The sequence below is a fragment of the Frondihabitans sp. VKM Ac-2883 genome (assembly GCF_015350875.1).
GTDB lineage: Bacteria > Actinomycetota > Actinomycetes > Actinomycetales > Microbacteriaceae > Frondihabitans.
On the sequence record NZ_JADKSF010000006.1, the window covers coordinates 130,761 to 154,448 of the forward strand.

Here is a 23,688-nt window from a genome sequence, read left to right on the forward strand (position 1 = left end):
GAAATTTCTGTGCCTCAGGAGAGCGCACTGCATCAGGCCGAGCGGAGGCCCATCCGGGCCGCTTGCAAAGCCGCCATCGCTCTCGGGATCTCGGGAGCCCTCGTCATCGCCGGGGCGAATTTCGCTTCTGCGGCGACCACCAACCCGAACCAGGGGCCGCTCGAGAAGGCGAACGCCGCGCTCAGCGAGAAAGCCGCCACGCAGGGCATGGTGCTTCTGCAGAACAACGACCAGGCGCTGCCGATCGCCAAGACCGGCACGGTTGCCGCGTTCGGTGTCGGAAGCTACGCCACCGTCAAGGGCGGGACGGGATCGGGCAACGTCAACAACCGCTACCAGATCTCGGTGCGGCAGGGTCTGGAGAACGCCGGGTACCAGGTGACGACCAGCCCGGCCTACTACGACGCCATAAAGTCGGCGTTCGATACGAAGTACGGAACCGCCAACGCCGGCGGCTTCGGCCCGTCGATCGATTACTCGTCGGTCGAGCAGCGTCTCACCCGCACCTCCGTTCAGCCGACCGCACCGACCGACACCGCGCTGTTCGTCGTGTCGCGCAACTCGGGCGAGGGCTCGGACCGCTCGAAGGGGGCAGGCGACTACCAGCTGACCGACACCGAGAAGGACGACCTCCAGCTCATCGGGCAGACCTACAAGAAGGTCGTCGTCGTGCTGAACGTCGGCGGCATCGTCGACACGGCGTTCTTCGACGACATCAACAAAGCCGCAAACGACCCCGACGGCGGCAAGCCGCTCGACTCGATGCTGCTGATGAGCCAGGCCGGCCAGGAATCCGGCACCGCGCTGACCGAGGTGCTGAACGGAACGGTCACGCCGTCGGGAAAGCTCACCGACAGCTGGGCCTCGAAGTACTCGTACTACCCCGCGTCGGCGACGTTCGCCGGCAACGACGGCAACACCGCCGAGGAGCAGTACAGCGAGGGCATCTACGTCGGCTACCGCTACTTCGACTCGCAGTACAAGAAGGTCGATGCCACCGATCCGGCGAGCGTCGTCGAGTACCCCTTCGGCTACGGGCTGTCGTACACGCAGTTCCAGGTCGAGCCGAAGTCGGTCGCCGCGACGCCCACCTCGGTCACCGTCAAGGCCAAGGTGACCAACGTCGGCACGACCTACTCGGGCAAGGACGTCGTGCAGACGTACTTCTCGGCACCGCAGACGGGGCTCGACAAGCCCTACCAGCAGCTTTCCGGCTACGCGAAGACCGACTCTCTCGCGCCCGGCGCCTCGCAGACGGTGACCATTCGGTACAACACCACCGACATGGCCTCCTACGACGAGTCGAAGGCGGCCTATACGCTCGAAGCCGGCGACTACGCGATCCGCGTCGGCGACTCCTCGCGGAACACGCGCGTCGCAGCGAAGATCCGGCTCGACTCCACGGTCACCACCGAGCAGCTCGCTAACGAGCTGAACGATCAGAAGCCGACCTCGGAGCTCACCAGTGACCCGGCCGACTTCTACACCTACCCGGAGGAGAAGGCGCAGCTCGCCGACGCCCCCGTCGTCAATGTCGCTTCGTCGTCGTTCACCACCGTGAACAGTGCGTCGGACTTCGAACAGGACGTCCCGGTCGGAACCGACTCGCCGTACTACGCGATCGACAAAGACACCATCTCGTCGGTCACCGCCTACCTCAACAGGGCGACGACCGATTGGGAGGGCACCGGCGCACCGTATGCGGCAAAGACCGGTGAGACGACCGAAGCGGTCACCGTCGACCCCGACGGAACCCTGTACGACGTCAAGTCGGGCAAGATCACGATGGAGCAGTTCGTCGCCGGTCTCAGCGCCACGCAGCTGGCGAACATCGTCGAAGGTGCCAGCGCCGCCGGAACGACGGCCACGGCCGTCGGAGCAGCGGGCTACACCACCGCGAAGTACGAGAACCTCGGCCTCCCCGGCATGACACTCGCCGACGGCCCCGCAGGCCTCCGGATCACGCAGAAGATCTCGTCCACTCCGGCGACCTACCAGTTCGGCACGGCGTGGCCGATCGGTACGCTCCTCGCCCAGACCTGGGATCCCGAGCTCATCACCCAGGTCGGCACCGCGGTCGGACAAGAGATGTCGGAGTACGGCGTCTCGCTCTGGCTCGCCCCCGGCATGAACATCCACCGCGACCCGCTGAACGGCCGCAACTTCGAGTACTACTCCGAAGACCCGCTGCTCAGCGGCCTGACCGCGGCGGCCATGACGGAGGGCGTGCAGAGCGTTCCCGGTGAGGGTGTCACGATCAAGCACTTCTACGGCAACAACCAGGAGAGCGCCCGCACGACGAGCAACGACGTCATCAGTGAGAGGGCCAGCCGCGAGATCTACCTGCGCGGCTTCGAGATCGCGGTCAAGAGTGCGCAGCCGATGGCGCTCATGACCTCGTACAACAAGATCAACGGCAGCTACGCCTCGGGCGACTACGACCTCGACACCGACGTGCTCCGGGGTGAATGGGGCTTCAAAGGGCTCGTCATGACGGACTGGGGCGCAGGCCCCCGCACCGGAGCGACGGGTGTCATGTACGCCGGAAACGACCTGATCGAGCCCGGCGGAAACCCGAACGAGATCCTGAACGCCCTCAAGAAGATCACGCCGACGATCGACGTGTCGGGTCTTCCCGCCTACACCAAGACGGTCACCCCGACCCGCACCTCGTACTCGTGGCAGTTCGGCGGCCTCGTGCCGTCGGCCACGGGCACGCAGTCGATCCCGACGACGGTCAACGGCAGCACCGACCTCACGAAGGTGCCGGTGTCGGGCACGACGACCCGCGATGCGATCAACAACGAGACGTTCCAGGCCAACACGCCCTACGCCTCGGTGCAGGCCGCGTACGCCGACGTGCAGTCGCTGCTCTCGGGCACGGCTCTGACGGCGGCCCAGAAGGCCGGCATTACCGTCACGGACGTCGTACACCAGGATCCGTCCGACGCCGCTTCGGCCGTCGTCTCGTACACGGTCACCGTCAAGGGCGACTACCCGGCCACCGGCTACAACCTGCGTCTGGGAGACCTCCAGCGCAGCGCCAGCCGGGTGCTGGCCACGGCGATGCAGACGGCCGGCTTCGAGCAGCTCGCTGCCGCGCAGGGCGTCTCGGGCGTCAAGGTCGTTCCGTATACCGGCCAGTTCGACAACCTGACGAACTACCTCACGGCGACGCGCGGCGCGGTTCTCTCGAACCAGACCGGCACCGGCCCCTCGGTCGCGATCGGCGCCACCACGGCTCCGAACGCGAAGGGTTGGTATTCGAAGGCGGTGGCGGCCACGGTGACCTCCACCGACGACGACGCACAGCTCTACGTGTCGGTCGACGACGGCGAACTGCTTCCCTACACGAAGCCGATCACCGTCTCCGATGAGGGCGAGCACGCGATCCACGCCCTCGCCGTCGGAACCGACAGCTCGATCTCGAAGCTGGCCAAGGCCACCATCAAGATTGACACGACGGCTCCGACCACCTCGGTCACCAGCGCCGCGAAGGGCAAGCTCACGCTCGCCGCCACGGATGCGCTCTCCGGTGTCGCCTCGATCCAGTACTCGCTGGACGGGAAGACCTGGAAGACGTACTCCGGCACGGCAACGGTCTCGGGTGCGGTCAGCTACCGGGCCACCGATGTCGCGGGCAACGTCAGCGCGGTGAAGAAGGTGACGGTGGCGGCCGCTCCGGCGACCAAGCCCGTCATCACGAGGCAGCCGGCGGCGTCGGTCAAGGTGAAGTCGGGTGCCACGGCGACGATGTCGGCGGCGGCCTCCGGGTCACCGACCCCGACCGTCGTGTGGCAGCGGAGCACCAACGGCGGCAAGACGTGGGCGGCCATCGCGGGCGCCACATCCACGACCTACTCGGTCAAGCCGACGTCGGTGTCGAACGGCCGCCTGTTCCGGGCCGTCTTCACCAACTCGGCCGGGAAGGCGACGACCACGTCGGTGAAGCTCACGGTCACCGCGGCGAAGTGATCTAGGGGTTTCTCTCCCCAGCGGCGAGACTCCAGGAGGTGCGGGTGCGACGGTTGTCGCCCCGCATCTACTGGAGTCTCGTTCGGCGTGGGCGGGGCAACGGCAGCAGCAGCAGCAGCAGCAGCAGCAGCCACTCGCCTGCGGGTGACATCCGGTCCGAGTACCCTCGCTCTACCGAATCGCGCGAATCGGCCACGATAGGGGCGGAATCCCGCGAAATCGTAGGGTGAGGGCCCGGTGGGTAAGGGGAGGGCCAGCGTCAAGAACCATGATGATTCCAGAGTCAAATAGATTTTTTGGGAGGGGCCTCCCGGACGCCGCGACTACGACCCGACCCCGCCCCAACCGAAGTCAGCGCTTGGGCAGGCGCGGCACGGCAGCCAGCAGCTTCTGCGTGTACGGGTGCGCGGGCGCGGCGAGCAGCGACGCCGTCGGACCCTGCTCGACCACCCGGCCGCTCTCCAGCACGAGCGTCTCTTCACAGAGCGCCGCGACCGTGCCGAGGTCGTGCGAGACGACGACGACCGTCAGCCCGTCGGCGGACAGCGACGACAGTAGGTCGACGATGCGCACGCGCGTCGACAGGTCGAGGGCGCTGACCGGCTCGTCGGCGATGAGGAGGCGGGGCCGCGCCACGATCGCGCGGGCGATCGCGATGCGCTGGCGCTGACCCCCCGAGAACTCGTGGGGAAAGCGAGTCGCGGCATCGGCGGGAAGCCCGACCGACGTCAGGGCCGCGGCGACGCGCTCGCGGACGCCGGACGCCCTCGACTCCAACTTCAGCGACCGCAGGGGCTCGGAGACGATTCGCCCGACGTTCTGACGGGGGTCGAGCGACGAATACGGATCCTGAAAGACGGCCTGCGCGAACGTGCGGTGCGATCGAAGGGCTGCGCGATCGCCCGCATCGAACGGGACGCCGTTCGTCGACAGCGTGCCAGTCGTCGGCCGGGTCAGCCCGAGCAGCAGTCGCAGCAACGTGGTCTTGCCGGCACCCGACTCTCCGACGATGCCGAGATTGCGACCGGCCTCCACCGAGAAGCTGACGTCGGCGAGGGCAGGCGCGGCACCCCGGTACGAGAAGCCGAGATCGGTCGCCTGCACGAGAGGGGCGGTCATGACGGCCTCCCGGGCGCATCGAGGGCGTCGTCGAGCACGCGGGCGCCGGCGACGAGCTCGGCCATGTAGTCGGAGCCGGGGGCATCGATCAACACGGTGAGGGAGCCGCGGTCGACCACCCGGCCTTCTCGCAGTACCACGACGTCGTCAGCGACCCGCGAGACGACGGCGAGGTCGTGGCTGATGAACAGCAGCGCCATCCCCCGATCGGCGACGACGCGATCCAGCAGAGTGAGGATCTCCGCCTGAACACTGACGTCGAGCGCCGTGGTGGGCTCGTCGGCGATCAGCAGCTTCGGTCGGGAGGCGAGAGCGAGGGCGATGGCCACCCGCTGGCGCTGACCGCCCGAGATCTCGTGGGGGTACGCGGATGCGATCCGATCAGGATCCGGCAGACTCACCTCCACGAGCGCCTCCCGCACGCGATCGAGCACTTCTGCCCGGCTCAGCTTCTGGCCGCTTCGTGCGGCAGTCCGGCGCACCGGCTCGGCGAGCTGGCGTCCGACCCGCATCAGCGGGTCGAGCGACGTCAGCGGCTCCTGGAACACGATCGCGACCTCGCTCCCCCGCAGCGGTACGAGAGCGCGTTCGGCCGTGCCGATCACCTCGTGGCCCGACAGCCTCACCGAGCCGGTGCCGACGAGGGCCTCGGGCAGCAGGCCGAGCACGGCCAGCGCGGTGAGCGACTTGCCACTGCCCGACTCCCCGATGATGCCGAGTCGCTTGCCCGGAGCGATCGCGAACGACAGCCCGTCGACGAGCGCGGCACCGGACGCCCCGCGGATGGTCAGGTCGGTCACGACCAGACCCGAAGGATCCGTCGCGGCCGCCGCTGATGCAGCTGTAGCGCTCACGCGCGCCCCCTCCGAGTCGGGTCTCCGACGTCGCGCAACCCGTCGGCCACGAGATTCACGCCGATCACGAGCACGACGAGCAGAACGCCCGGTGCCACCGCTCCGATAGGAGCGACGAGAACGGTGCCCTGCGCCTCCTGCAGGATGCTCCCCCACGACGCATTGGGCGGCGGACTGCCGAGGCCGAGGTACGAAAGGCTGGCCTCCGCGAGCACGGCGAGACCGAACTGCAGGGCGAGGTTCACCACGACCGTCGGCCAGATGTTGGGCAGAACGTGCTGGCGGATCAGGCCGGGCCAGCGGGTGCCCGACACCCGGGCGGCCGTCATGTAGTCGAGGGGGAGCACGCGTTTGGCCAGGATCCTCGTGAGTCGTGCCACGACAGCGCTCATCGCGAGACCGATCGCGAGAATGGCCGAACCGAGCGACGCTCCACTCGCGGCGACCACGAGCATGGCGACGAGCAGTGTCGGAAACGCGATCAGCACGTCGAGCACCGCCGACAGGCCGTCGTCGAGCCAGCGCTGGGCGAATGCCGTGGCGAGGCCCAGGGCGATGCCGAGCACGCCGCCGATCGCGACCGATCCGGCGCCGACCTGCAGGGCGATGCGGGCGCCGATCATCAACTGCGTCAGTAGGTCGCGCCCGAGCTTGTCGGTGCCGGCCGGATGCGCGGCCGACGGAGGTGCGAGACGACCGCCGCCGATGTCGGACGGTGGGTAAGGCAGCCAGAAGAACGAGACGATCGCGGTGGCGAGGATGATGCCGACGAGAACCGCGCCGATCGCGAGGGTGATCGACCGACGCCTCATGAGCGCACCGCCCCGGTTCCGGTGGTGCCCGGCACGGCCGCGACGCGACGATGGCCGCCGCGGTTGCCGCTCACGCTGGCCCGAAGTCGCGGGTCGACGAGTCGCTGGGCGGTGTCGGCGAGGAACCCGACGATCAAGACGGCGAACGTGCTGACGAACAGCACGCCCTGGATGTCGGGGTAATCGTGCTGCGCGATCGACGTCAGGAGCATGCTGCCGAGCCCCGGCAGAGCGAACACGCTCTCGACGACGACCGCGCCGAGGAACGTCGTCGCCAGCTCGATGCCGAGGATCGAAATGACCGGCACCGACGCGTTACGGAGACCGTGCCGCCACATCGCCTCGGCGAAGGAGGCGCCGAGAGCCCTCGACGACCGGAGGTAGTCGCTGCCGAGCACGTCGAGCACGGCGCTCCGCACATACCGGGTCACCGAGGCCGCCATGACGATCGCGACCGTGATGACCGGAAGGGCCAGGGAGCGAAGGGCCGCGGCAGGATCCTGCCAGTCGTCTTGCGGAAATCCGCCGGCGGGCAGGAGCTGCAGGCGAAGTGCGAAGAAGGTCACCAGGAGCACGCCGATCCAGAAGACCGGCACGGCGATTCCGAGCTGCGACACCGCCGACAGCGCGACGCCGTACCACCGGTGCGACTTGTACGCCGCGATGAACCCGACCGGGACGGCGATGATCACCGCGAGCACGAAGGCCAAGAGCGTCAGCGGCACCGTGACGACGAGACGCTGGGCGATCTCGGGGCCCACCGGGAGCCCCGAGATGTACGACGTGCCGAGGTCGAAGCGGGCGAGCTGCGAAAACCAGCGGGCGAACTGCTCGATGACCGGCAGGTCGGCGCCGACGTCGGCCCGGGCCGACGCGATCTGCTCCTTGGTTGCCCCGACCGACAGCAACGCGTTCGCCGGGTCGCCCGGCAACAGCCGGAGCAGCACGAACAGCACGATCGACGCCAGCACCAGGGTGACGACGAGGAACGCAAAGCGTCGGATCAGATACGAGACCATCGAGCGGGAAAGCCTACTTCTTGACGATGTCGTAGGCGTAGAACTGCGAGTTCAGCCCGTTGACCGGGTAGCCCGACAGCTTCGACGAGGCGACGACGATCTGCGGGTAGAGGTAGAGCCAGTCGGAGGCGGCGTCGTCGGCGATCTGCGTGTTGACCTTCTTCAGCAGAGCGGTCTGCTCGTCGGTCGTCGAGGCCTGCTCGGCCTGGTCGACCCAGTCGGTCACCTGCTTGTTGTCGTAGCCCCAGTAGAAGTCGGGGTTGCCGTAGAAGACGACGTCGCGGTCGTTGACGTGCTCCTGCATCGTCGCCTGGAAGTCGTGCTTCTGGTACACCTTCGAATACCAGGTGTCGGGCGTGATGATGTTGATCTTCACGGTGATCCCGACCTTCGCCAGGTCGCTCTTGATGATCTGCGCCGCGGCGGGGTGCGGGTCGTAGTTCGGGGTGTCGAGCGTGAAGGTGAAGCCGTCGGCGTAGCCGGCCGCGGCGAGCTCCTTCTTGGCGAGGGTGACGTCGTAGGGGTTCACGCCGGTGAGGTCTTCGTACCAGGGGTCGGTCGGCGGAACCATCGAGCCGATGAGGGTGCCGTAGTCACCCCAGATCGAGTTCAGAAGCTGCTTGTTGTCGATCGCCGAGGTGATGGCCTTGCGCACGCCGACCTTGTTGAACGGCGCCACCTTGTCGTTGAAGGCGAGCAGCAGCTTGGTGGTCGACTTGCCGTCGGTCACCTTGTACGACGAGTTGCCCGTGAACTGGGCGAGAGCGTCGGGGCTCTGCTCGCTGGTGACGACGTCGACGGCGTTCGTCAGCAGCGCGTTGTTGAGCGCGGTCGCGTCGGAGTAGTAGTGGAACACGACTCCGGCGTTCTTCGCCGCGGTGCCCCAGTAGCCCTTGTACTTTGTGAGGCTGAGGGTGGAGCCGCGCTTCCAGGAGTCGAGCTGGTACGGGCCGGTGCCGTCTTCGCTCGTCTTCAGGTTCTTCGCCGCACTGTCGATGATCCACACGTAGCTCAGGTTGTACGGGAGCGAGATGGAGCGGCTGGAGAGCTTGACGACGACGGTCGAGTCGTCGGGGGTCGACACGCTCGAGATCGGCGCGAGGCTCGACTTGCGAGCCGACTGCGAGTCGTCGGCCAGCACCTTCTCGATGCTGTACTTCACGTCGGCGCTGGTCAGCTTCGCCCCCGAGTGGAAAGTCACCCCCGGCTGCAGGTCGAACGTGTAGGTAAGGCCATCGGCCGACTTCTTATAGCTCTTCGCGAGGAGGTTCTCGACCTTGCCGGTGTCGGTAAGGCGGAACAGGCCCTCATAGACGTTGCCGTTCAGCGCCTCGGTGACTCCCTGTCCACCGCCGGCGGTGTTGTCGAGGTTCTGCGGCTCGTAGACCGAGCCGATGTTGATGGTGGCGTCGGCGGGCTTGGTCGACGAGCTCGACGTGCCGGAGCACGCGGCCAGCGCCAAGGCCGAAACGAGCGCGATGCCGGTCGCGAGACCGAGTTTCTTCTTCACGGGAGGGACTCCTGGATGGGGCTGTGGTGGGTGTTAGGGCTGTGGGACGGGGCTGGGGTGCGTGTCTGTGCCGGTGGGGGTGTCAGTGCTGGTGGACATTGAAGCCGTCGCGCAGCACGAGGTCGCGCTCACCGGCCAGCACCGGCCCGGCGAACCGGTTCTGCTTCGGCGGCAGCGGGCAGTTGTACTGCTCCGAGAAACCGCACGGCGGCACGAAGGCCTGGTTGAAGTCGAGCACGACCGGTCCGGCGTCGGCGAATCCGGCGTCGCCCGACGGACGCTGCACGAAGAGGAAGCGGCCCGAACCGTAGGTCGAGATCGACGGGTCGGAGCTGCCGTTCGTAGCATCCCCGAAGACGAGCAGCAACACGCCGCCGTCGTCGAAGGCGCTCAGCCGGTAGTCGACGCCGTCACGGCGGAACGTGATGTCGCCGGGCACGACGAGGTCGCGCGAGGAGCCGTTGTCACGGATGTGCTCGAACGGGACGACTCGGTCGCCCGACACCGGCGTGAACTCGGCTTCGATCACCCAGTCGGGGTCGAACGGGAAGAGCGAGATCGTGTCGAAGTGCTTGATCGCGGGCGACGCGGAATCCCAGAGACGGATGCCGTGCTCGGGGCGGCCGGTGTCGAGGTCGGCTCGCGTGAGTCTGGTGACGGTGACCGTGCTCGGCTGACCGTCGAGAGCCTCGGCGTCGGTGATCTCAGTGCCCTCGCTGAGCCAGCGGGTCTCGATGAGCGCCAGGTTGCCCTGCGGCGACGTCACACCGGCGAGGCGGCCTTCGCGCCAGGAGTCTCGTCCGCTCTCGGCGGTGGCTGCTGCGGTATCGAGGGTGTCGGGCACTGGTCGATCGTTCCGTTTCTCGCTCGGGGTGTCCAGTCACGGTTACTTCCCGTGACGGGCGGAGGCGCACCTGCGCCTCCCCTGCCAACAACCGGCCACCGCTCGGAAATTCCCCACGGGTGTCGCAAATCGCACTCGGCCCGTCTGCGGCGAGGAAGATGGGGAGGGTGACCGATCCGCGCACCCTCCACTACTCGCACTTCTACGGCCTCGACGAGCCGGAAGACACGGGCCCGGTCGCCCTGGTGGTCGGTAACTGCCAGGCGGAATCGACGAGGATCCTGCTCTCCGGCCCCGACCTCACCACGATTCGCATGCCCGCCGTGCACGAACTCACCGCATCCGACCTCCCGCACCTCGATCGGTGGCTCGCCCGCGCCTCGTTCCTGATCAGTCAGCCCGTTCGCAACGACTACCACGGCCTCCCCCTCGGCGTGCGTCAGCTCACAGCGCGCATGCCTCATGGCCGGACGGTGACCGTGCCGGTGATCCGCTTCGCCGGGCTGTACCCGACCCACGCGATCGTCCGCCCGCCGCGTGACGCGTCTCTCGTGCCGCCCCTCGTGGAGTACCACGACCTGCTGCTGCTCGCCGAGGCGGCCGGGGCACCCGTCGCGCCCCCGTCGGGCGAGGTCGTCCGCGCGGTCGCCGCCCAGTCGATCGCGGAGCTCACGCGCCGCGAGGAGGCGCACGACACGATCACCGTCTCGGACCTCTTCGCGAACCCCTCGTCGTTCGACCTCATGCGGACCATCAACCACCCCGGCAACGCGGTGTTCGAGACCCTCGCGGGCCGGGTGCGCGCGCGGCTCGGGCTCTCGGAGCGGGTCGCGGATCCTGGGCGGCCGCTCTTGAACCGCGTGCACGCGCCGCGCTTGCCCGTCGTCGTTGAGGCGTTCGGGCTGCCCGACGCGCCTCGTGACCATTGGGTCGTCGACGGTGCCGACGTCTCTGCGGAGCTCGTTCGCCGGGAGCACCTCAAGTGGTACGCCGCGAACCCCGACATCGTTGCGGCCGGTGTCGCTCGTCACGCGGCGACGCTGGCGCTCTTCGCGTCGCGCTGAGCGGACTGCCGGGTTGCTGCTCGGTGGGTGGGTGGTGGCCCGCGCGGGGTGGCTGGCGGCCCGCGCGAGGTGGGTGGCGGCCTGCGTGGGTGGCTGGCGACCTAGGTGGGTGGCTGGCGACGTAGGTGGGTGGCTGGCGACGTAGGTGGGTGGCTGGCGGCCTGCCGGGTTGCTGCCGGCACTGGGACCGGCCCCATAAAAAGCGTGATTGACCCTGGAGCCAATTGCGTCGCCGTCGGGCTTCGGTAGACCGGCCGCGGCCGACAGGCTGCTGGCGACAGGCTGCTGCCGTGGGGCTGCTGGCGTCGGACTGCTGTCTCCAACGTTCTCTGCCCGCCCTACTCGCCAGCCCAACCCTTGACCCTGAAGTCAAGTGCATTGGCGGCTGCGCTCCGCCGCCCCCACCGCGCAATTGACTCTGGAATCAATCACGCTTTTAGAGAGTCGACCTCCGGGGCGGTGCCGCCGCGCTGCCCTTCCGCCCCTTCAGGCGCGACGCCGAGACTCCAGTAGTTGCTCATCCGGGCACCCAGCACCCGCAACTACTGGAGTCTCGCCGTCCGAACGGGCGATGCGGCTACGGGACGATCACAGCCCGGCCGCGAATCGTGCTCGCAGCCAGGTCGGCGTAGGCCCGAGCGCCGTCGTCGAGGGAGTACTCCTGCACCTCGACGTCGATCTTGCCGGCGCGCGCCAGGTCGAGCACCTCGATGAGCTCGCTCCGCGACCCCCAGTACGGCACCCGCACGGCGGCGTCGTAGGCGATGGTGCCGAAGCCGAAGTTCACGTCGCCGCCTCCGATGCCAACGATCGTGACGTCGGAGTCGATCCCCGCGACCGACACAGCCAACGGGATGGTGGGCTTTGCGCCGACGAAGTCGAACACCGCGTTCGCACCGAGACCGCCGGTGATCTCGCGGATCCTCTCGGCCGCAGAGGCGTCGCTGATCAGTGTGATGTCAGCACCGACGTGCTTGGCCAGCTCGAGCTTCTCGTCGCTGACGTCGAGCGCGATGACGGTCGCCCCGGACAGCGCCTTCAGGATCTGGATGCCCACGTGACCGAGACCGCCGGTTCCGATCACCACGGCGAATGTGCCGGCACCGAGCTTCGGCAGGCTCCGCTTGATTGCGTGGTACGGCGTCAGACCGGCGTCGGTAAGCGAGACGTTCTTGATCGGATCGAGGTCACCGAGCGGTACGAGGTGACGGGCATCGTCGACGAGCATGTACTCGGCCATCGAGCCGTCTGTTCCGAGCCCCGGAGGCGTGATGCCGAGTGCGGCGGCGTTGGTGCAGTAGTTCTCGTGACCCTGTGAGCAGTTGTGGCAGTAGCCGCAGCCCCAGGGGCCGTACACGGCGACCGCGTCGCCGACCTTGACGGTTTCAACGCCCTCGCCGAGCTCGTGAACGACGCCTGCGCCCTCGTGACCGAGAGTCATCGGCAACGGGTAGCCCGCGCCGGTGTATTCCTCTTCGCTGAGTCCCATGACGTAGTCGTCGGAGTGGCAGACACCGCCCGCGGTGACCTTGAGCAGGATCTGCCCCGGGCCCGGTGTCGGAACGGGAATGTCGACGACCTCCGGAGCCTGGCCGATGGCGGTGTATCGAAGTGCCTTCATGAGTGTTTCTCCTCCTCCGCGAGAGCGCTGCCGGAGGTCGTTCTCCGACACCTGTCGCGGATCCTGCTCCCAGTATGCTCCGGCCTCCTGCGCGTTTCGGCGAGACTCCAGAAATGGCCCATCCGCGTCGGTGCGGATGGGCCATTCGGGGAGTCTCACCACTCAGCAGAGCAGCAAGAACGGGCCAGGCGAGCTAGTGCGCGCGGCGATCGCCGGGCTTGGGGTGACCGGGGATCGAATCGCCCGAGAGGTTGAGCTCCGACTCGTCGACTTCGATGTCGCCGCCGTCGTCGGGGCCGCCGGTGCCGGGCAGCGCCTTTACCGCGTCGACGTCGGTGTCGCCGTCAACGGCGGGCGAATCCGTGATGTCGGTGTTCTGCAGCTCCTCCGTGGCCTCCTCCGATCGGGGGCTGTCGAAGGTCGGGTCGTCGCTGTCGCGTCGGTCGGGTGCGCCGTTGATGGTGTCCATGAGGTTCTCCTATCGGTAGTGCTCAGTGAACGATAGGCACCGCGCCTGTGCGCCGCGCAGGTTCGGGCCCACACCGCGCAGGTTCGGGCCCGCACCGCGCAGGTTCAGGCCCATACCGCGCAGGATCCGGCAATCGCCGCACGGAGACGACAAAGCCGGGCCGCTCCCAGTGGAGCGACCCGGCCTCGATGGCGTCTGCCGTCTACTTGCGCAGCGCGAGGTACTTCTCGATGAGCGCCTTCGTCGACGAGTCTTGAGCCGCGAGGGCTTCGGCGTCGCCGCCGACGGCCGGCGTCACCTGGAGGGCGAGCTGCTTGCCGAGCTCGACGCCCCACTGGTCGAACGAGTCGATGCCCCAGATGGTGCCCTCGACGAACACGATGTGCTCGTACAGTGCGATCAGCTGGCCGACGACGCTCGGGGTGAGCGCCGGGGCGAGGATCGACGAGGTCGGACGGTTGCCGCTGAATTCGCGGGCCGGAACGACCGACTCGGCCGTACCCTCGGCGCGCACCTCGTCAGCGGTCTTGCCGAATGCCAGCGCCTTCGTCTGCGCGAAGAAGTTCGCCATGAAGAGCTCGTGCACATCCTGGCCGGGCTCCACTCCGGCGCCGTCTCCGGTCTCGTCTTTCAGCGGGTGGCCGGGGTTGGCCACGGCGATGAAGTCAGCGGGGATCAGGCGCGTGCCCTGGTGGATCAGCTGGTAGAACGCGTGCTGGCCGTTGGTGCCGGGCTCGCCCCAGAAGACCTCGCCGGTGTCGGTTGTGACGGGCGAGCCGTCCCAGCGGACACTCTTGCCGTTCGACTCCATGGTGAGCTGCTGCAGGTAGGCCGGGAAGCGGCTGAGGTACTGCGCGTACGGAAGCACCGCGTGGCTCTGCGCGCCGAGGAAGTTCGAGTACCAGACGTTGAGCAGGCCCATGAGCACGGGCACGTTCTGCTCGAGCGGCGTGGTGCGCATGTGCTCGTCGAGGGCGTGGAAGCCGGCAAGGAACTCGCGCCAGTTGTCGGGGCCGATCGCGATGACGACGGAGGTGCCGATGGCGGAGTCAACCGAGTAGCGGCCTCCCACCCAGTCCCAGAAGCCGAAGGCGTTCTCGGGGTCGATGCCGAACGCGGCGACCTTGTCGAGGGCGGTCGAGACGGCGACGAAGTGCTTCGCAACGGCGTCTTTGCGGGCGTCATCGCTGTCGGCGAGGACGCCGGCATCGGCCAGCTTCTTCCAGAGCCACTCGCGGGCGAGGCGGGCGTTAGTTAGGGTCTCGAGCGTGCCAAAGGTCTTCGACGCGACGATGAACAGCGTGGTCTCGGGATCGAGGTCAGCGGTCTTCTCGTAGACGTCGGTCGGGTCGATGTTCGACACGAAGCGAGCCTCGAGTCCGGCCTGCACGTAGGGCTTGAGGGCCTCGTAGACCATCACGGGACCGAGGTCGGAGCCGCCGATGCCGATGTTGACGACGGTCTCGATGCGCTTGCCGGTGACGCCGACCCATTCGCCCGAGCGGACCTTGTCGGCGAAGGCGAACACCTTATCGAGAGTGGCGTGCACGTCTTTGTCGACGTCTTGGCCGTCGACGACGAAGCCCTTCTCGGGAACGAGGCCGGCGCCGTCTTTCGGGCGGCGGAGGGCGGTGTGCAGCACGGCGCGGTCTTCGGTGGCGTTGATGTGCTCACCCGAGATCATGGCCTGGTAGCGGTCGGCGACGCCGGTATCTTCGGCGAGCTTCAGCAGGTGGCCGAGGATCTCCTCCGTCACTAGGCCCTTCGACAGGTCGACGGTGAGGTCGGCGGCCTGGAAGGTGTAGCGGTCGGCCCGGCTGGCGTCGGCGTCGAACCAGCCGCGGAGGTCGGGGGTGAAGCCGTCGGCGATGCCGGCGAGCTGCTTCCACGCGTCGGTCGAAGTGGGGTCGACGGGGGCGGATTCGGTCAAGGGGTCCTCCTGGATACCGGAACAGTACGTGGCCCGCGGCTCAGGCAGCATTGCGAGGCGGGCCGCCATCAACTCTATTGCCGCGGGGCGTTCGAGGTTCACCGGGCTTCGCAGACCCCGCGTCAGCGCCTCGACCGCCAGAGCAGCCAGACGAAGTACGGGGTGCCGATGAGCGCAGTCAAGAGCCCGGCGCCGAGCTGCGCGGGCGCGATGACGGTGCGGCCGGCGACGTCGGCGAGACCGACGAGGATCGCCCCGAGGAGCACGGCGACGGGGATCACCCGCGTGTGGCGGCGCCCGACCAGTGCCCGCGCGGCGTGGGGCGCCACCAGGCCGACGAACCCGATGGCCCCGACCGAGGCGATGGACGTGCCGGTGAGCAGCACGCTCACGGCAAGGAAGACCAGCCGGGTCGACGACAGCCGGAGCCCCAGCAGGCGCGGCGTGTCTTCGTCGAGCCCCACGAGGTCGAGCTCGCGGTGGCCGAGCCCAGCGACGACGAGACCGACCGCGAGGGCGATTGCGACCGGCGCGACATCGGGCAGAGTGCGCCCGTAGGTCGATCCCGACAGCCAGGTCAGCGCTTTCGCGGCGTTGTAGGGGTCGGTGAGGACGATGAGCAGACTGATGAGCGCGGTGGTGGCGGCCGAGACGCCGACGCCGATGAGCACGAGGCGGTTCTGCTGAAAACCACCGCGAGCCGACAGCCCGAACACGATCAGCGCGGCGATCGCGGCGCCGGTGAACGCGGCTCCCGCCACTCCCCAGGTCGCCGCCGCGGGCACCGTGGTGACCAGCAGCACAGCACCGAGGCCGGCTCCGCCGGAGACCCCGAGGATCCCTGGCTCCGCCAGCGGATTGCGGGTGACGGCCTGGACCATCGTGCCGGCCAACGCAAGCGCGGCACCCGCCACGACGGCCGCCAGCACGCGTGGCGCTCGCGTGTCGAGAACGTAGGTCACGACCTGCCCCGATCGGCCCTGGATCCAGTTGGCGACGTCGCCGAGCAGCAGCTTCGCGTCACCCAGGAGCGCAGAGGCGATCACGACGGCGAGGAAGACCAGCGCGAGGATGGCGATCGTCGAGGCGACTCGGATCCTCGACCTGACTGGATGACCGTCGGTCGCGACGACTCCCCCGGAGTCGCGGGCCCGGAACGCCAGGACGACGAGGAAGACCGCGCCGACGAAAGCGGTGACGACCCCGGTCGGCACGCGCACCGATGCGTCCGCACCGATCACGAGCCGGAGCAACACATCGGAGGCGAGGACGACCACGGCACCGGCGAGCCCGGCGATGGGAAAGAAGGCTCGGGAGCGGACGAGACCCGGGACCACGCGGATCAGGGGGCGGACGAGTGCGGGCGCGGCGAGCCCGACGAACCCGATCGGGCCGGCCAGAGTCACGGCGACCGCGGCGAGGAGCACGGCGAAGACGACGGCGGCGGTCCGGGTCGAGCGCACCCCGACGCCGAGGCTCCGTGCCGCGTCGTCGCCGAGGCCGAGCGCGTCGATCCGGCGGCCGAGGGCGAGGAGGCCGAGCACACCGACGACGGCCACCGGCAGCATCTGCAGCACACCCTCCGGGCCGCTCTGGCCGATGCTGCCCTCGCCCCACTGATACAGACCGATCGTGCGCTCGGGGAACAGCAGGATCAGGGCGCTCGTCACCGAACCGACGCCGAGTGCCAGAGCGCTGCCGGCGAGCACCAGGCGCACGGTGCCAGATCCGAGACCGGACAGGGCGAGCACGACGGCCGCAGCCACGAGACCGCCGATGAACGCGATGCCGCTCGACGCGAGCAGCGGCAGTGAGAAACCGGTGACCGCGGCGACAGCGAGGGCGCAGTACGCACCGGCATTGACCGCAAGGGTGTCGGGAGATGCCAGGACGTTGCGGCTGATGGCCTGGAGTGCGGAGCCGGAGATTCCCAGGGCGAGACCGACGAGGATCCCGGCCTCCATCCTCGGCAGCCGCGACGACAGGATCACGGCCGAACCGCTCTCGCTCGCCCGTCCGGTGAGGGCCTGCCAGAGTTCCGCCGGTCCGACCGCGGCCGTGCCCTGCGCAATGTCGATCAGGCCGAGCACGACCACAAGCGCCAGGAGGAGGACCGCCACCGCGGTGAGTCGGAGGCGCCGGAGCGGCTGACCAGTCTGGGCGGCGGGCCGGATCCTCGTCGCTGTCGACTCGGCGGTCTTCTCGGCGGTGGCGGTCACGGTGCTACTTCACGAGGGCGGCGACGACCGCGTCAGCGTAGGCCTCCATCGACTCCGGGCCACCGAACATCCAGATGCCGTCGGGCAGGCGGTGCACCTGGTCGTCTTCGACAAACGGGAGCGACTTCCACACCGCGTTCGACGCGAGCGTCTTCGCGAAGGGATCGTCGCCGTCCACCTTGTTGGTCGCGTAGAGGAACTGGACGTCGCCGAGCTTCGTCAGACCTTCGACGTCGGTGGCGGCGAGACCGTAGTCGGCGTCGCCCTTCAGCTTCCAGGCGGTCTCGAGACCGAGCTCGCTGCTCACCTCGCCGATCAGCGACGTCGCCGTGTACGGGCGAATGCTCACCTGGTTGGCATCGACGTAGCCATCGGCGAAGGTGTATTTCGCGCCGTCCAGGCCAGCGTCGGCGAGAGCCTTCTTGCTGTCGGCGATCGTGGTGTCGAACGACTTCTTGAGCTCGGCGGCCTTTTCTTCGGTGCCGGTGGCCTTGGCGATGAGGTCGACGTTCTCGAACATCTGGTCGATCTGGCCGGTGCCGTTCGCGCTGCGGACCTCCAGCACGGGAGCGATCTTGCGCAGCTGCTTCAGCGAGGCCGTGGTCAGATCGGTCGTCGCCACGATGAGGTCGGGAGCGAGGGTGGCGATCGTGTCGAGACTCGGCTCGCCGCGGGTGCCGATGTCTTTCGTGTCGGCGGCCACCGGAACGGTGGAATCCCAGGCGTTGTAGCCCTTTACGTCGGCGACCCCGACCGGAGCGACGCCGAGCGACTGCAGGCTCTCGACGACGTTCCACTCCGTTCCGACGACCTTCGTGGCCGGTCCGTCGAGGGTGATCTTCGTGCCGCTCGCGTCGGTCAGAGAGATCGCCGCCGCGGCCGCCTTCGTCTCGGGGGCCGCCGCCTCGGTGGTGCCGCACGCGCTGAGCGCGAGCGCGGCCGAGGTGGCGAGGGCGGCGGTCAGAAGGAGTCGTCGTCTAATCATGAGGAGGTGTGGAGCCTTTCGCTGCGGGTGTGGTGGCGGCCGATGGCGCGGGTGCGCACACGGCCTGTGGCGGGGTCGGTGTCGACATCGATGCGGATGCCGTAGACCCGGGTCAGAAGGTCGGAGGTGAGCACGTCGGAGGGTGCGCCGGTCGCGACCACGCGGCCCGCGTCCAGGAGCACGACGCTGTCGGCGACCGCGGCGGCCTGGTCGAGGTCGTGGAGTACGACTCCGACTGCGATGCCCTTGTCGTCGGCGAGATCGCGGATGAGGTCGAGCAGTTCGACCTGGTAGCGGAGGTCGAGGTACGTCGTCGGCTCATCGAGCAGCACGACACCCGTCTCCTGTGCGAGACAGCTCGACAGCCACACACGCTGCAGCTGTCCGCCCGAGAGGTGCTCGACGCTTCGCTCGGCGAACGCCGTCATGCCGGTGACCTCGAGCGCGTGGTCGATCGCTGCCGCTCCCCCGGCGTCAGACCGACCCCAGCGGCTGCGGTGCGGGTGACGCCCGAAGTCGACCACGTCGCGAACGGTGAGCCCGCCCGGCGTGGGGCGCCCCTGAGTGAGCAGCGCGACCCGCTTCGCGAAGTCTCGAATCGAGAGCGAGAGGGCGTCGGAGTCGCGAAGACGGAGGTCGCCGGCCGCGGGCTTCTGCAGCCGCGCCATGGTGCGGAGCAGTGACGACTTGCCGCTGCCGTTGGGGCCGACGAGAGCCGTGACCCGGCCGGTCTCGAACGTCAGGTCGGCACCGCGGACAACGGGAACGCCGTCGTAGGCGACGTCGATCGACTGGGCCGAGAGGTCATCGCCCACGGTCAGGGGAAGGGAGTTCGAATCCTGGAAGGTCACTTGGTTAGGTTAGCCTAACCAACCTTTCCCTAGCCACCTTTGTCGCCGGGGGCGGGCGAAAGTACGCAAATGAGCCTCGGGGCGAGGCAGCAAGGCCCATTTGGGCACTCTCGACGAACGCGATGAGCAGACGCGCAGAAGCAACCAGACAGCTATCGCGCCTGCGCCACCAGCTCCGCCCGCGACCGCGCCCCGGCCTTCCGCAGCAGGTTGGACACGTGGAACTTGACCGTGTTGTCGCTGATGCCGAGCTTTTGAGCGACGTCGTGGTTGCGCGCACCCGACGCCACAAGCCGCAGCACCTCGCGCTCGCGCGGGCTCAACTCGACGGCCTCGAGCAGCGGATCGGGCTCAGCCGGCGGATCGAGCGGGAGGGCGACCGACAGCTCCGACCCCCAGCCCGGAGTCGACGACACCCGCAGCTCGCCGTCGAGAGCCGACACCCGCTCGGCGATCGGACTGAGCGAATCGTCGTGCACGGTCAACTCGCCGAGCCCGTCGTCGCGGATTCCGATGAGCAGGTTGAGCCCGTCGCAGTCCCACTGGATGCGCACGCGACGGCTCTCCCCCGTGTCGACGAAGGCCAGCACGGCGCTCCGGACGATCGCCCGCGCCGCATGGGCCACCTCTCCGGGCAGGGCTCGGCCAGTGACGGGAGGCTCAACGAACTGCACGTCGAGGTCACCGAACCGCACAAGCGGCCGGAGGTCGGCTCGAAGCCGGGCGAACGCGCCGACGACAGGTTCGAGCATGGCCTCGCGCTGCTGGTCGGTCGCCATCCGCGCCTCGACGAGCGACGCCGCGGCCACGTCGATCGCCAGCGCTCGGGCAGCCCGGTCGTCGAGGCGCCCCGATCGGAGGATGGCGAGCATCGACTCCAGCGTCACCGCATGCCGGTCGGCCTGCTCGGAAACGGTGCGCGCGTGCTCGAGGAGGAGCTCGCGAGACGCATGGACATCAGGATCCGCGAGCTCGTTCACGGGCCCACCCTACCCGCCGCCTCCCTACCCGATCGGGTAGCTCGCCACCGGGTCGGCCATGCTCACATGGCCTGGGTCTGCTGATCCCAGTCGCCGAGCGACAGCGCATCGCTCGTGGTGCGGAGCGACTCCTGGCGCAGCTCCAGTTGCGACGCCGCGAGAGCGGCCAGATCTTCGAGGTTCGCCAGCTCGCCCTCGGTGACGCTCCGCGCGACCACGTCGAGCACCGACAGCGTGCCGATGGTCTGGCCGTCGTGCCGGGTGACGGGAACGCTGATGTAGAACCGGAGGCCCAGCGAGCCGGTGACGAGGGGGCTGTTGCGCATCTCGGGGTGGATCGTGCCGTCGGGGATGACGACCGGAACGGTCGAGATCGGCGACGCAGGGTCGAAGGCGATGTTCCGGGCCGCGTCGTCGACGCCCTCGGCGAAGTACGAGTGCGACCAGACGCGGTCGTCGTCGATCACGTTGAGGAGACCGATCGGCGCGTCGAAGAGTCGGGCCGCGAGCGTCGTGAGCCTCTCGAGGGCTTCGCCCGGCAGCGTGTCGAGAGCTGCCGGGTGTGCGGCGGTCGTGGCGGAGGCCGAGGTGGAAGGAGCGGCGGCGGCCGAAGCGGCCTCGATACCGCCGACAAACCCCTCGCTCGACGCGGCGGTTTCGGCGAGGACCACGTCGCGAAGCAGCGCCACGAGCGCGGGGCCCACTGGGCGGGCCGCCGGATCCTGCGCTGTCATGACGGTGAGAGCGTGCCGCCAGTGCGCCGGAAGCGGCTCGGGTACCACCGGGTCGCGCGAGAGCCGGGCGACCGCCGATTCGACGAGCGAGCCGGGGAACTCGCGGCGCCGCGTGAAGCACTGCAGCAGCACGAGACCGAGCGAGTAGACGTCGCTCGCCGGGCCGACGTGTGCTCCGCGGGCCTGTTCGGGGCTGAGGTAAGCGGCCGTGCCGGTGGTCATGCCGTCGGCGGTCAGGCGTTCGACGTCGTCGGCGAGCGCGATGCCGAAGTCGGTCAGCTTGGCGCGGGCGCGATCGGTCGGGTTGCCGTAGTCGACGAGGAGGATGTTCGACGGCTTCAGGTCGCGGTGGATGATGCCGTGCGCGGTGATGTAGTCGAGGGCTTCGGCGAGGTCGTAGCCGATCTCGGCGACGTGACGTGCTGCAAGGGGCCCGGCCGAGAGCCGCTCCTCGAGGTTCTGCCCGGCGACGAAGGGCATGACGATAAATCGCTCGGGCCGACCGTTGGTCTCGGTCACTCCGGCGTCGAGAAGGCTGACCAGGTTGTGGTGCTCGAGGGAGGCTAGCACCCCCTGCTCGGCCTCTTGGCGGGCGATGTCGACGAGCCCGGCGTGGAACACCTTGACAGCGACGGACCGGTCGAGGGTCTCGTCGTGACCGCGGTAGACGACGGCCATGCCGCCCTGACCGATGACCTTCTCGAGGCGGTAGCGCCCACCGAGAATGCGCACCGGGTCGCCGCTCTCCTGATCGGGGAGGGTCATCGTCGTCTCGTTTCCTGTCGCACGGGCGGCTCTACGGGTCCAGTATGCCGAGTCGCCGCGCTCGGCGCCCCCGGTTGCGCCCTGGGTACAGGCCCGCTAGCGGGGAACCCACTCGGAGGTGGAGCGGGCAAGATGGCTTCATGACGACATCTCCGGGCACCGCTGCCTACCGAGCCGCCCGTGATTCGCTGATCGGTTCGACCGACTCGATCGGTTCGACCGACTTGGCCGCCGAGGCCGCCGCAGCGGTCGACTCGTTCGAATGGCCGGCCGTCGGCGACACGTTCAACTGGGCGACCGACTGGTTCGATGTGATCGCGCGGGGCAACTCCCGCGTGGCCCTCTGGATCGTCGAGGAAGACGGCCGCTCGTCGCAGACCACCTACGACGAGATGGCCACCCGCTCCGATCAGCTCGCCACGCACCTGTATCGGCTGGGTGTCGGCAAGGGCGACCACGTGCTGCTCATGCTTGGCAACCAGTTCGAGCTGTGGGAGACCATGCTCGCGGTGATCAAGCTCGGCGCGGTCATCCTGCCGACCTCGACGATGCTCGAGTCGCACGACCTTCAAGATCGCATCGATCGCGGCGCCGTCCGCCACGTGATCACGAACGCCGACGAGACGCACAAGTTCGACACGGTCACCGGCGACTTCACCCGCATCGCTGTGGGCGGCGCGGCTGCGGCCTCCGACGACACCTGGGTCGACTACCCGGATTCCCTCGACCCCGAAGCGACAAAAGGATCCGCGCGCCCGTCGATCACCACCGGCCGAGACGACGCGTGCCTCGTGTATTTCACCTCCGGCACCACCTCCCGGCCGAAGATGGTCGTGCACACGCAGGTCTCCTATCCGGTCGGCCACCTGAGCACGATGTACTGGCTCGGCCTCCGACCCGGCGACGTCGAGCTGGCGATCAGCTCGCCCGGCTGGGGCAAGCACGCGTGGAGCTGCTTCTTCTCGCCGTGGATCGCCGAGGCGACCGTGTTCGTCTACAACTACGGCCGGTTCGACGCCGCGGCTCTGCGTGGGCAGCTCGAATCGGCCGGTGTGACGACCTTCTGTGCGCCGCCGACGGTGTGGCGTCTGCTGATCCAGGCCGATCTCGGCGCGCGCCCGAGCAGCCTCCGCGAGATCGTCTCGGCGGGCGAGCCCCTGAACCCCGAGGTCATCGCCCGCGTCGAGAAGGCCTGGGGCCTGACGATCCGCGACGGCTACGGCCAGACCGAGACGACGGCCATCATCGGCAACCGCCCGGGCGACGTCGTGAAGCCGGGCTCGATGGGCAAGCCCCTTCCCGGCGTCGCGGTCACCCTGATCGACCCGGTCACCGGCGAGGCAGGATCCGAGGGCGAGATCTGTCTCGATCTCTCGGCGGGCCCGGTCAATCTCATGTCGGGCTACTTCGGCGATGCCGACCGCACGGCCGCGGCCCTGCGGGACGGCGTCTTCCACACCGGCGATGTCGCCTCGCGCGACGATGACGGTTTCATCACGTTCATCGGGCGCACCGACGACGTCTTCAAGTCGTCCGACTACAAGGTGTCGCCGTTCGAGGTCGAGAGCGTCCTCCTCGAGCACCCTGCCGTCGCCGAGTCGGCCGTCGTGCCGGCGCCCGACGACATCAAGCTGAATGTCGTCAAGGCGTACGTCACGCTCGCCGCCGGGTGGCAGCCCACCGCCGAGACCGCCCTTGCCGTGCTAGGGCACGCTCGCTCGGCACTGCCCGCCTACGAGCGCGTCCGGCGCGTCGAGTTCGGGCCGCTGCCGAAGACGATCTCGGGCAAGATCCGCCGGGTCGAGCTCCGCGAGCGCGAAGACCGCGCCGTTCTGCCGGGTGCCGAGCCGCTCGACGGCGAGTGGCGCGACACCGATTTTCCCGAGTTGGGTGCGGGGCGCCGGTAGCCCGAGCCTGGCGCGGCTCACTGCCGCCGC

Annotated in this window: 17 protein-coding genes; 3 read left to right on the plus strand and 14 right to left on the minus strand. The window is 68.6% G+C overall.

The features are described from left to right. The first annotated feature begins 9 nt into the window (after positions 1-9). Complete coding sequence (locus ITJ49_RS12475) at positions 10-3,975, plus strand: glycoside hydrolase family 3 N-terminal domain-containing protein (RefSeq protein WP_194605779.1); 3,966 nt, start codon at positions 10-12, stop codon at positions 3,973-3,975. Between the two features lie 351 nt (positions 3,976-4,326). Here ITJ49_RS12475 and ITJ49_RS12480 read toward each other — a convergent pair whose 3' ends face one another. The 6 genes from ITJ49_RS12480 to ITJ49_RS12505 all read right to left on the minus strand — a co-directional run bounded on the left by ITJ49_RS12480 (position 4,327) and on the right by ITJ49_RS12505 (position 10,133). Further along, positions 4,327-5,094, minus strand: a complete 768-nt coding sequence (locus ITJ49_RS12480; protein ID WP_123944435.1) for an ABC transporter ATP-binding protein — start codon at positions 5,092-5,094, stop codon at positions 4,327-4,329. Further along, positions 5,091-5,948, minus strand: a complete 858-nt coding sequence (locus tag ITJ49_RS12485; RefSeq protein WP_370544503.1) for an ATP-binding cassette domain-containing protein — start codon at positions 5,946-5,948, stop codon at positions 5,091-5,093. Before ITJ49_RS12485 ends, ITJ49_RS12480 begins: the two co-directional genes overlap by 4 nt. After that, positions 5,945-6,760 carry an ABC transporter permease gene (locus ITJ49_RS12490; protein ID WP_194605780.1) on the minus strand — a complete coding sequence of 272 codons (816 nt, stop codon included), beginning with the start codon at positions 6,758-6,760 and terminating at the stop codon, positions 5,945-5,947. The genes ITJ49_RS12485 and ITJ49_RS12490 overlap by 4 nt, the downstream gene beginning before the upstream one ends. After that, on the minus strand, positions 6,757-7,779 hold the full coding sequence (locus ITJ49_RS12495; RefSeq protein WP_194605781.1) for an ABC transporter permease: 1,023 nt from the start codon (positions 7,777-7,779) through the stop codon (positions 6,757-6,759). Before ITJ49_RS12495 ends, ITJ49_RS12490 begins: the two co-directional genes overlap by 4 nt. A 13-nt stretch (positions 7,780-7,792) precedes the next feature. After that, the gene (locus ITJ49_RS12500) at positions 7,793-9,289 is read right to left on the minus strand and encodes an ABC transporter substrate-binding protein (RefSeq protein ID WP_194605782.1); all 1,497 of its coding nucleotides are present in this window, start codon (positions 9,287-9,289) and stop codon (positions 7,793-7,795) included. An 82-nt stretch (positions 9,290-9,371) separates the two neighbouring features. Next, positions 9,372-10,133, minus strand: a complete 762-nt coding sequence (locus ITJ49_RS12505) for a DUF1684 domain-containing protein (RefSeq protein WP_194605783.1) — start codon at positions 10,131-10,133, stop codon at positions 9,372-9,374. A gap of 158 nt (positions 10,134-10,291) precedes the next feature. On the opposite strand from ITJ49_RS12505, the gene ITJ49_RS12510 reads away from it, so the two are divergent. Beyond that, positions 10,292-11,197 (plus strand): WcbI family polysaccharide biosynthesis putative acetyltransferase, encoded by a 906-nt coding sequence (locus ITJ49_RS12510; RefSeq protein ID WP_228514435.1) that lies wholly within the window; start codon positions 10,292-10,294, stop codon positions 11,195-11,197. Between the two features lie 577 nt (positions 11,198-11,774). Here ITJ49_RS12510 and ITJ49_RS12515 read toward each other — a convergent pair. The 8 genes from ITJ49_RS12515 to ITJ49_RS12550 all read right to left on the minus strand — a co-directional run bounded on the left by ITJ49_RS12515 (position 11,775) and on the right by ITJ49_RS12550 (position 21,751). Then, positions 11,775-12,818, minus strand: coding sequence for an NAD(P)-dependent alcohol dehydrogenase (locus ITJ49_RS12515; RefSeq protein ID WP_194605785.1), 1,044 nt, complete (start codon positions 12,816-12,818; stop codon positions 11,775-11,777). 193 nt (positions 12,819-13,011) lie between these two features. Further along, the gene (locus ITJ49_RS12520; protein ID WP_055959117.1) at positions 13,012-13,287 is read right to left on the minus strand and encodes a hypothetical protein; all 276 of its coding nucleotides are present in this window, start codon (positions 13,285-13,287) and stop codon (positions 13,012-13,014) included. A gap of 202 nt (positions 13,288-13,489) precedes the next feature. Then, the gene (pgi, locus tag ITJ49_RS12525) at positions 13,490-15,217 is read right to left on the minus strand and encodes a glucose-6-phosphate isomerase (RefSeq protein WP_228514436.1); all 1,728 of its coding nucleotides are present in this window, start codon (positions 15,215-15,217) and stop codon (positions 13,490-13,492) included. Between the two features lie 122 nt (positions 15,218-15,339). Beyond that, positions 15,340-17,436 (minus strand): iron ABC transporter permease, encoded by a 2,097-nt coding sequence (locus ITJ49_RS12530; protein WP_194605786.1) that lies wholly within the window; start codon positions 17,434-17,436, stop codon positions 15,340-15,342. Positions 17,437-17,440: 4 nt separating this feature from the next. Beyond that, the gene (locus tag ITJ49_RS12535) at positions 17,441-18,421 is read right to left on the minus strand and encodes an iron-siderophore ABC transporter substrate-binding protein (RefSeq protein WP_194605788.1); all 981 of its coding nucleotides are present in this window, start codon (positions 18,419-18,421) and stop codon (positions 17,441-17,443) included. After that, positions 18,418-19,272, minus strand: a complete 855-nt coding sequence (locus ITJ49_RS12540; protein ID WP_370544504.1) for an ABC transporter ATP-binding protein — start codon at positions 19,270-19,272, stop codon at positions 18,418-18,420. Before ITJ49_RS12540 ends, ITJ49_RS12535 begins: the two co-directional genes overlap by 4 nt. 152 nt (positions 19,273-19,424) lie before the next feature. Next, a complete protein-coding gene (locus tag ITJ49_RS12545; RefSeq protein ID WP_055959120.1) occupies positions 19,425-20,252 on the minus strand; it encodes a LuxR C-terminal-related transcriptional regulator in 828 nt (275 codons plus the stop codon). Positions 20,253-20,314: 62 nt separating this feature from the next. Further along, the gene (locus ITJ49_RS12550; RefSeq protein WP_194605790.1) at positions 20,315-21,751 is read right to left on the minus strand and encodes a GAF domain-containing serine/threonine-protein kinase; all 1,437 of its coding nucleotides are present in this window, start codon (positions 21,749-21,751) and stop codon (positions 20,315-20,317) included. Positions 21,752-21,891: 140 nt separating this feature from the next. Between ITJ49_RS12550 and ITJ49_RS12555 the strand changes: the two genes are divergently transcribed. Continuing rightward, positions 21,892-23,658 (plus strand): AMP-binding protein, encoded by a 1,767-nt coding sequence (locus tag ITJ49_RS12555; RefSeq protein WP_194605792.1) that lies wholly within the window; start codon positions 21,892-21,894, stop codon positions 23,656-23,658. Positions 23,659-23,688: the final 30 nt, after the last annotated feature.

Excerpts from the sequence above, each read along its gene's own strand:
- ITJ49_RS12480 (WP_123944435.1), bottom strand. The coding sequence starts at position 5,094 with ATGACCGCCCCTCTCGTGCAGGCGACCGATCTCGGCTTCTCGTACCGG.
- ITJ49_RS12555 (WP_194605792.1), top strand. The coding sequence starts at position 21,892 with ATGACGACATCTCCGGGCACCGCTGCCTACCGAGCCGCCCGTGATTCG.
- ITJ49_RS12510 (WP_228514435.1), top strand. The coding sequence starts at position 10,292 with ATGGGGAGGGTGACCGATCCGCGCACCCTCCACTACTCGCACTTCTAC.
- ITJ49_RS12495 (WP_194605781.1), bottom strand. The coding sequence starts at position 7,779 with ATGGTCTCGTATCTGATCCGACGCTTTGCGTTCCTCGTCGTCACCCTG.
- ITJ49_RS12520 (WP_055959117.1), bottom strand. The coding sequence starts at position 13,287 with ATGGACACCATCAACGGCGCACCCGACCGACGCGACAGCGACGACCCG.
- ITJ49_RS12515 (WP_194605785.1), bottom strand. The coding sequence starts at position 12,818 with ATGAAGGCACTTCGATACACCGCCATCGGCCAGGCTCCGGAGGTCGTC.
- ITJ49_RS12550 (WP_194605790.1), bottom strand. The coding sequence starts at position 21,751 with ATGACCCTCCCCGATCAGGAGAGCGGCGACCCGGTGCGCATTCTCGGT.
- ITJ49_RS12535 (WP_194605788.1), bottom strand. The coding sequence starts at position 18,421 with ATGATTAGACGACGACTCCTTCTGACCGCCGCCCTCGCCACCTCGGCC.
- ITJ49_RS12490 (WP_194605780.1), bottom strand. The coding sequence starts at position 6,760 with ATGAGGCGTCGGTCGATCACCCTCGCGATCGGCGCGGTTCTCGTCGGC.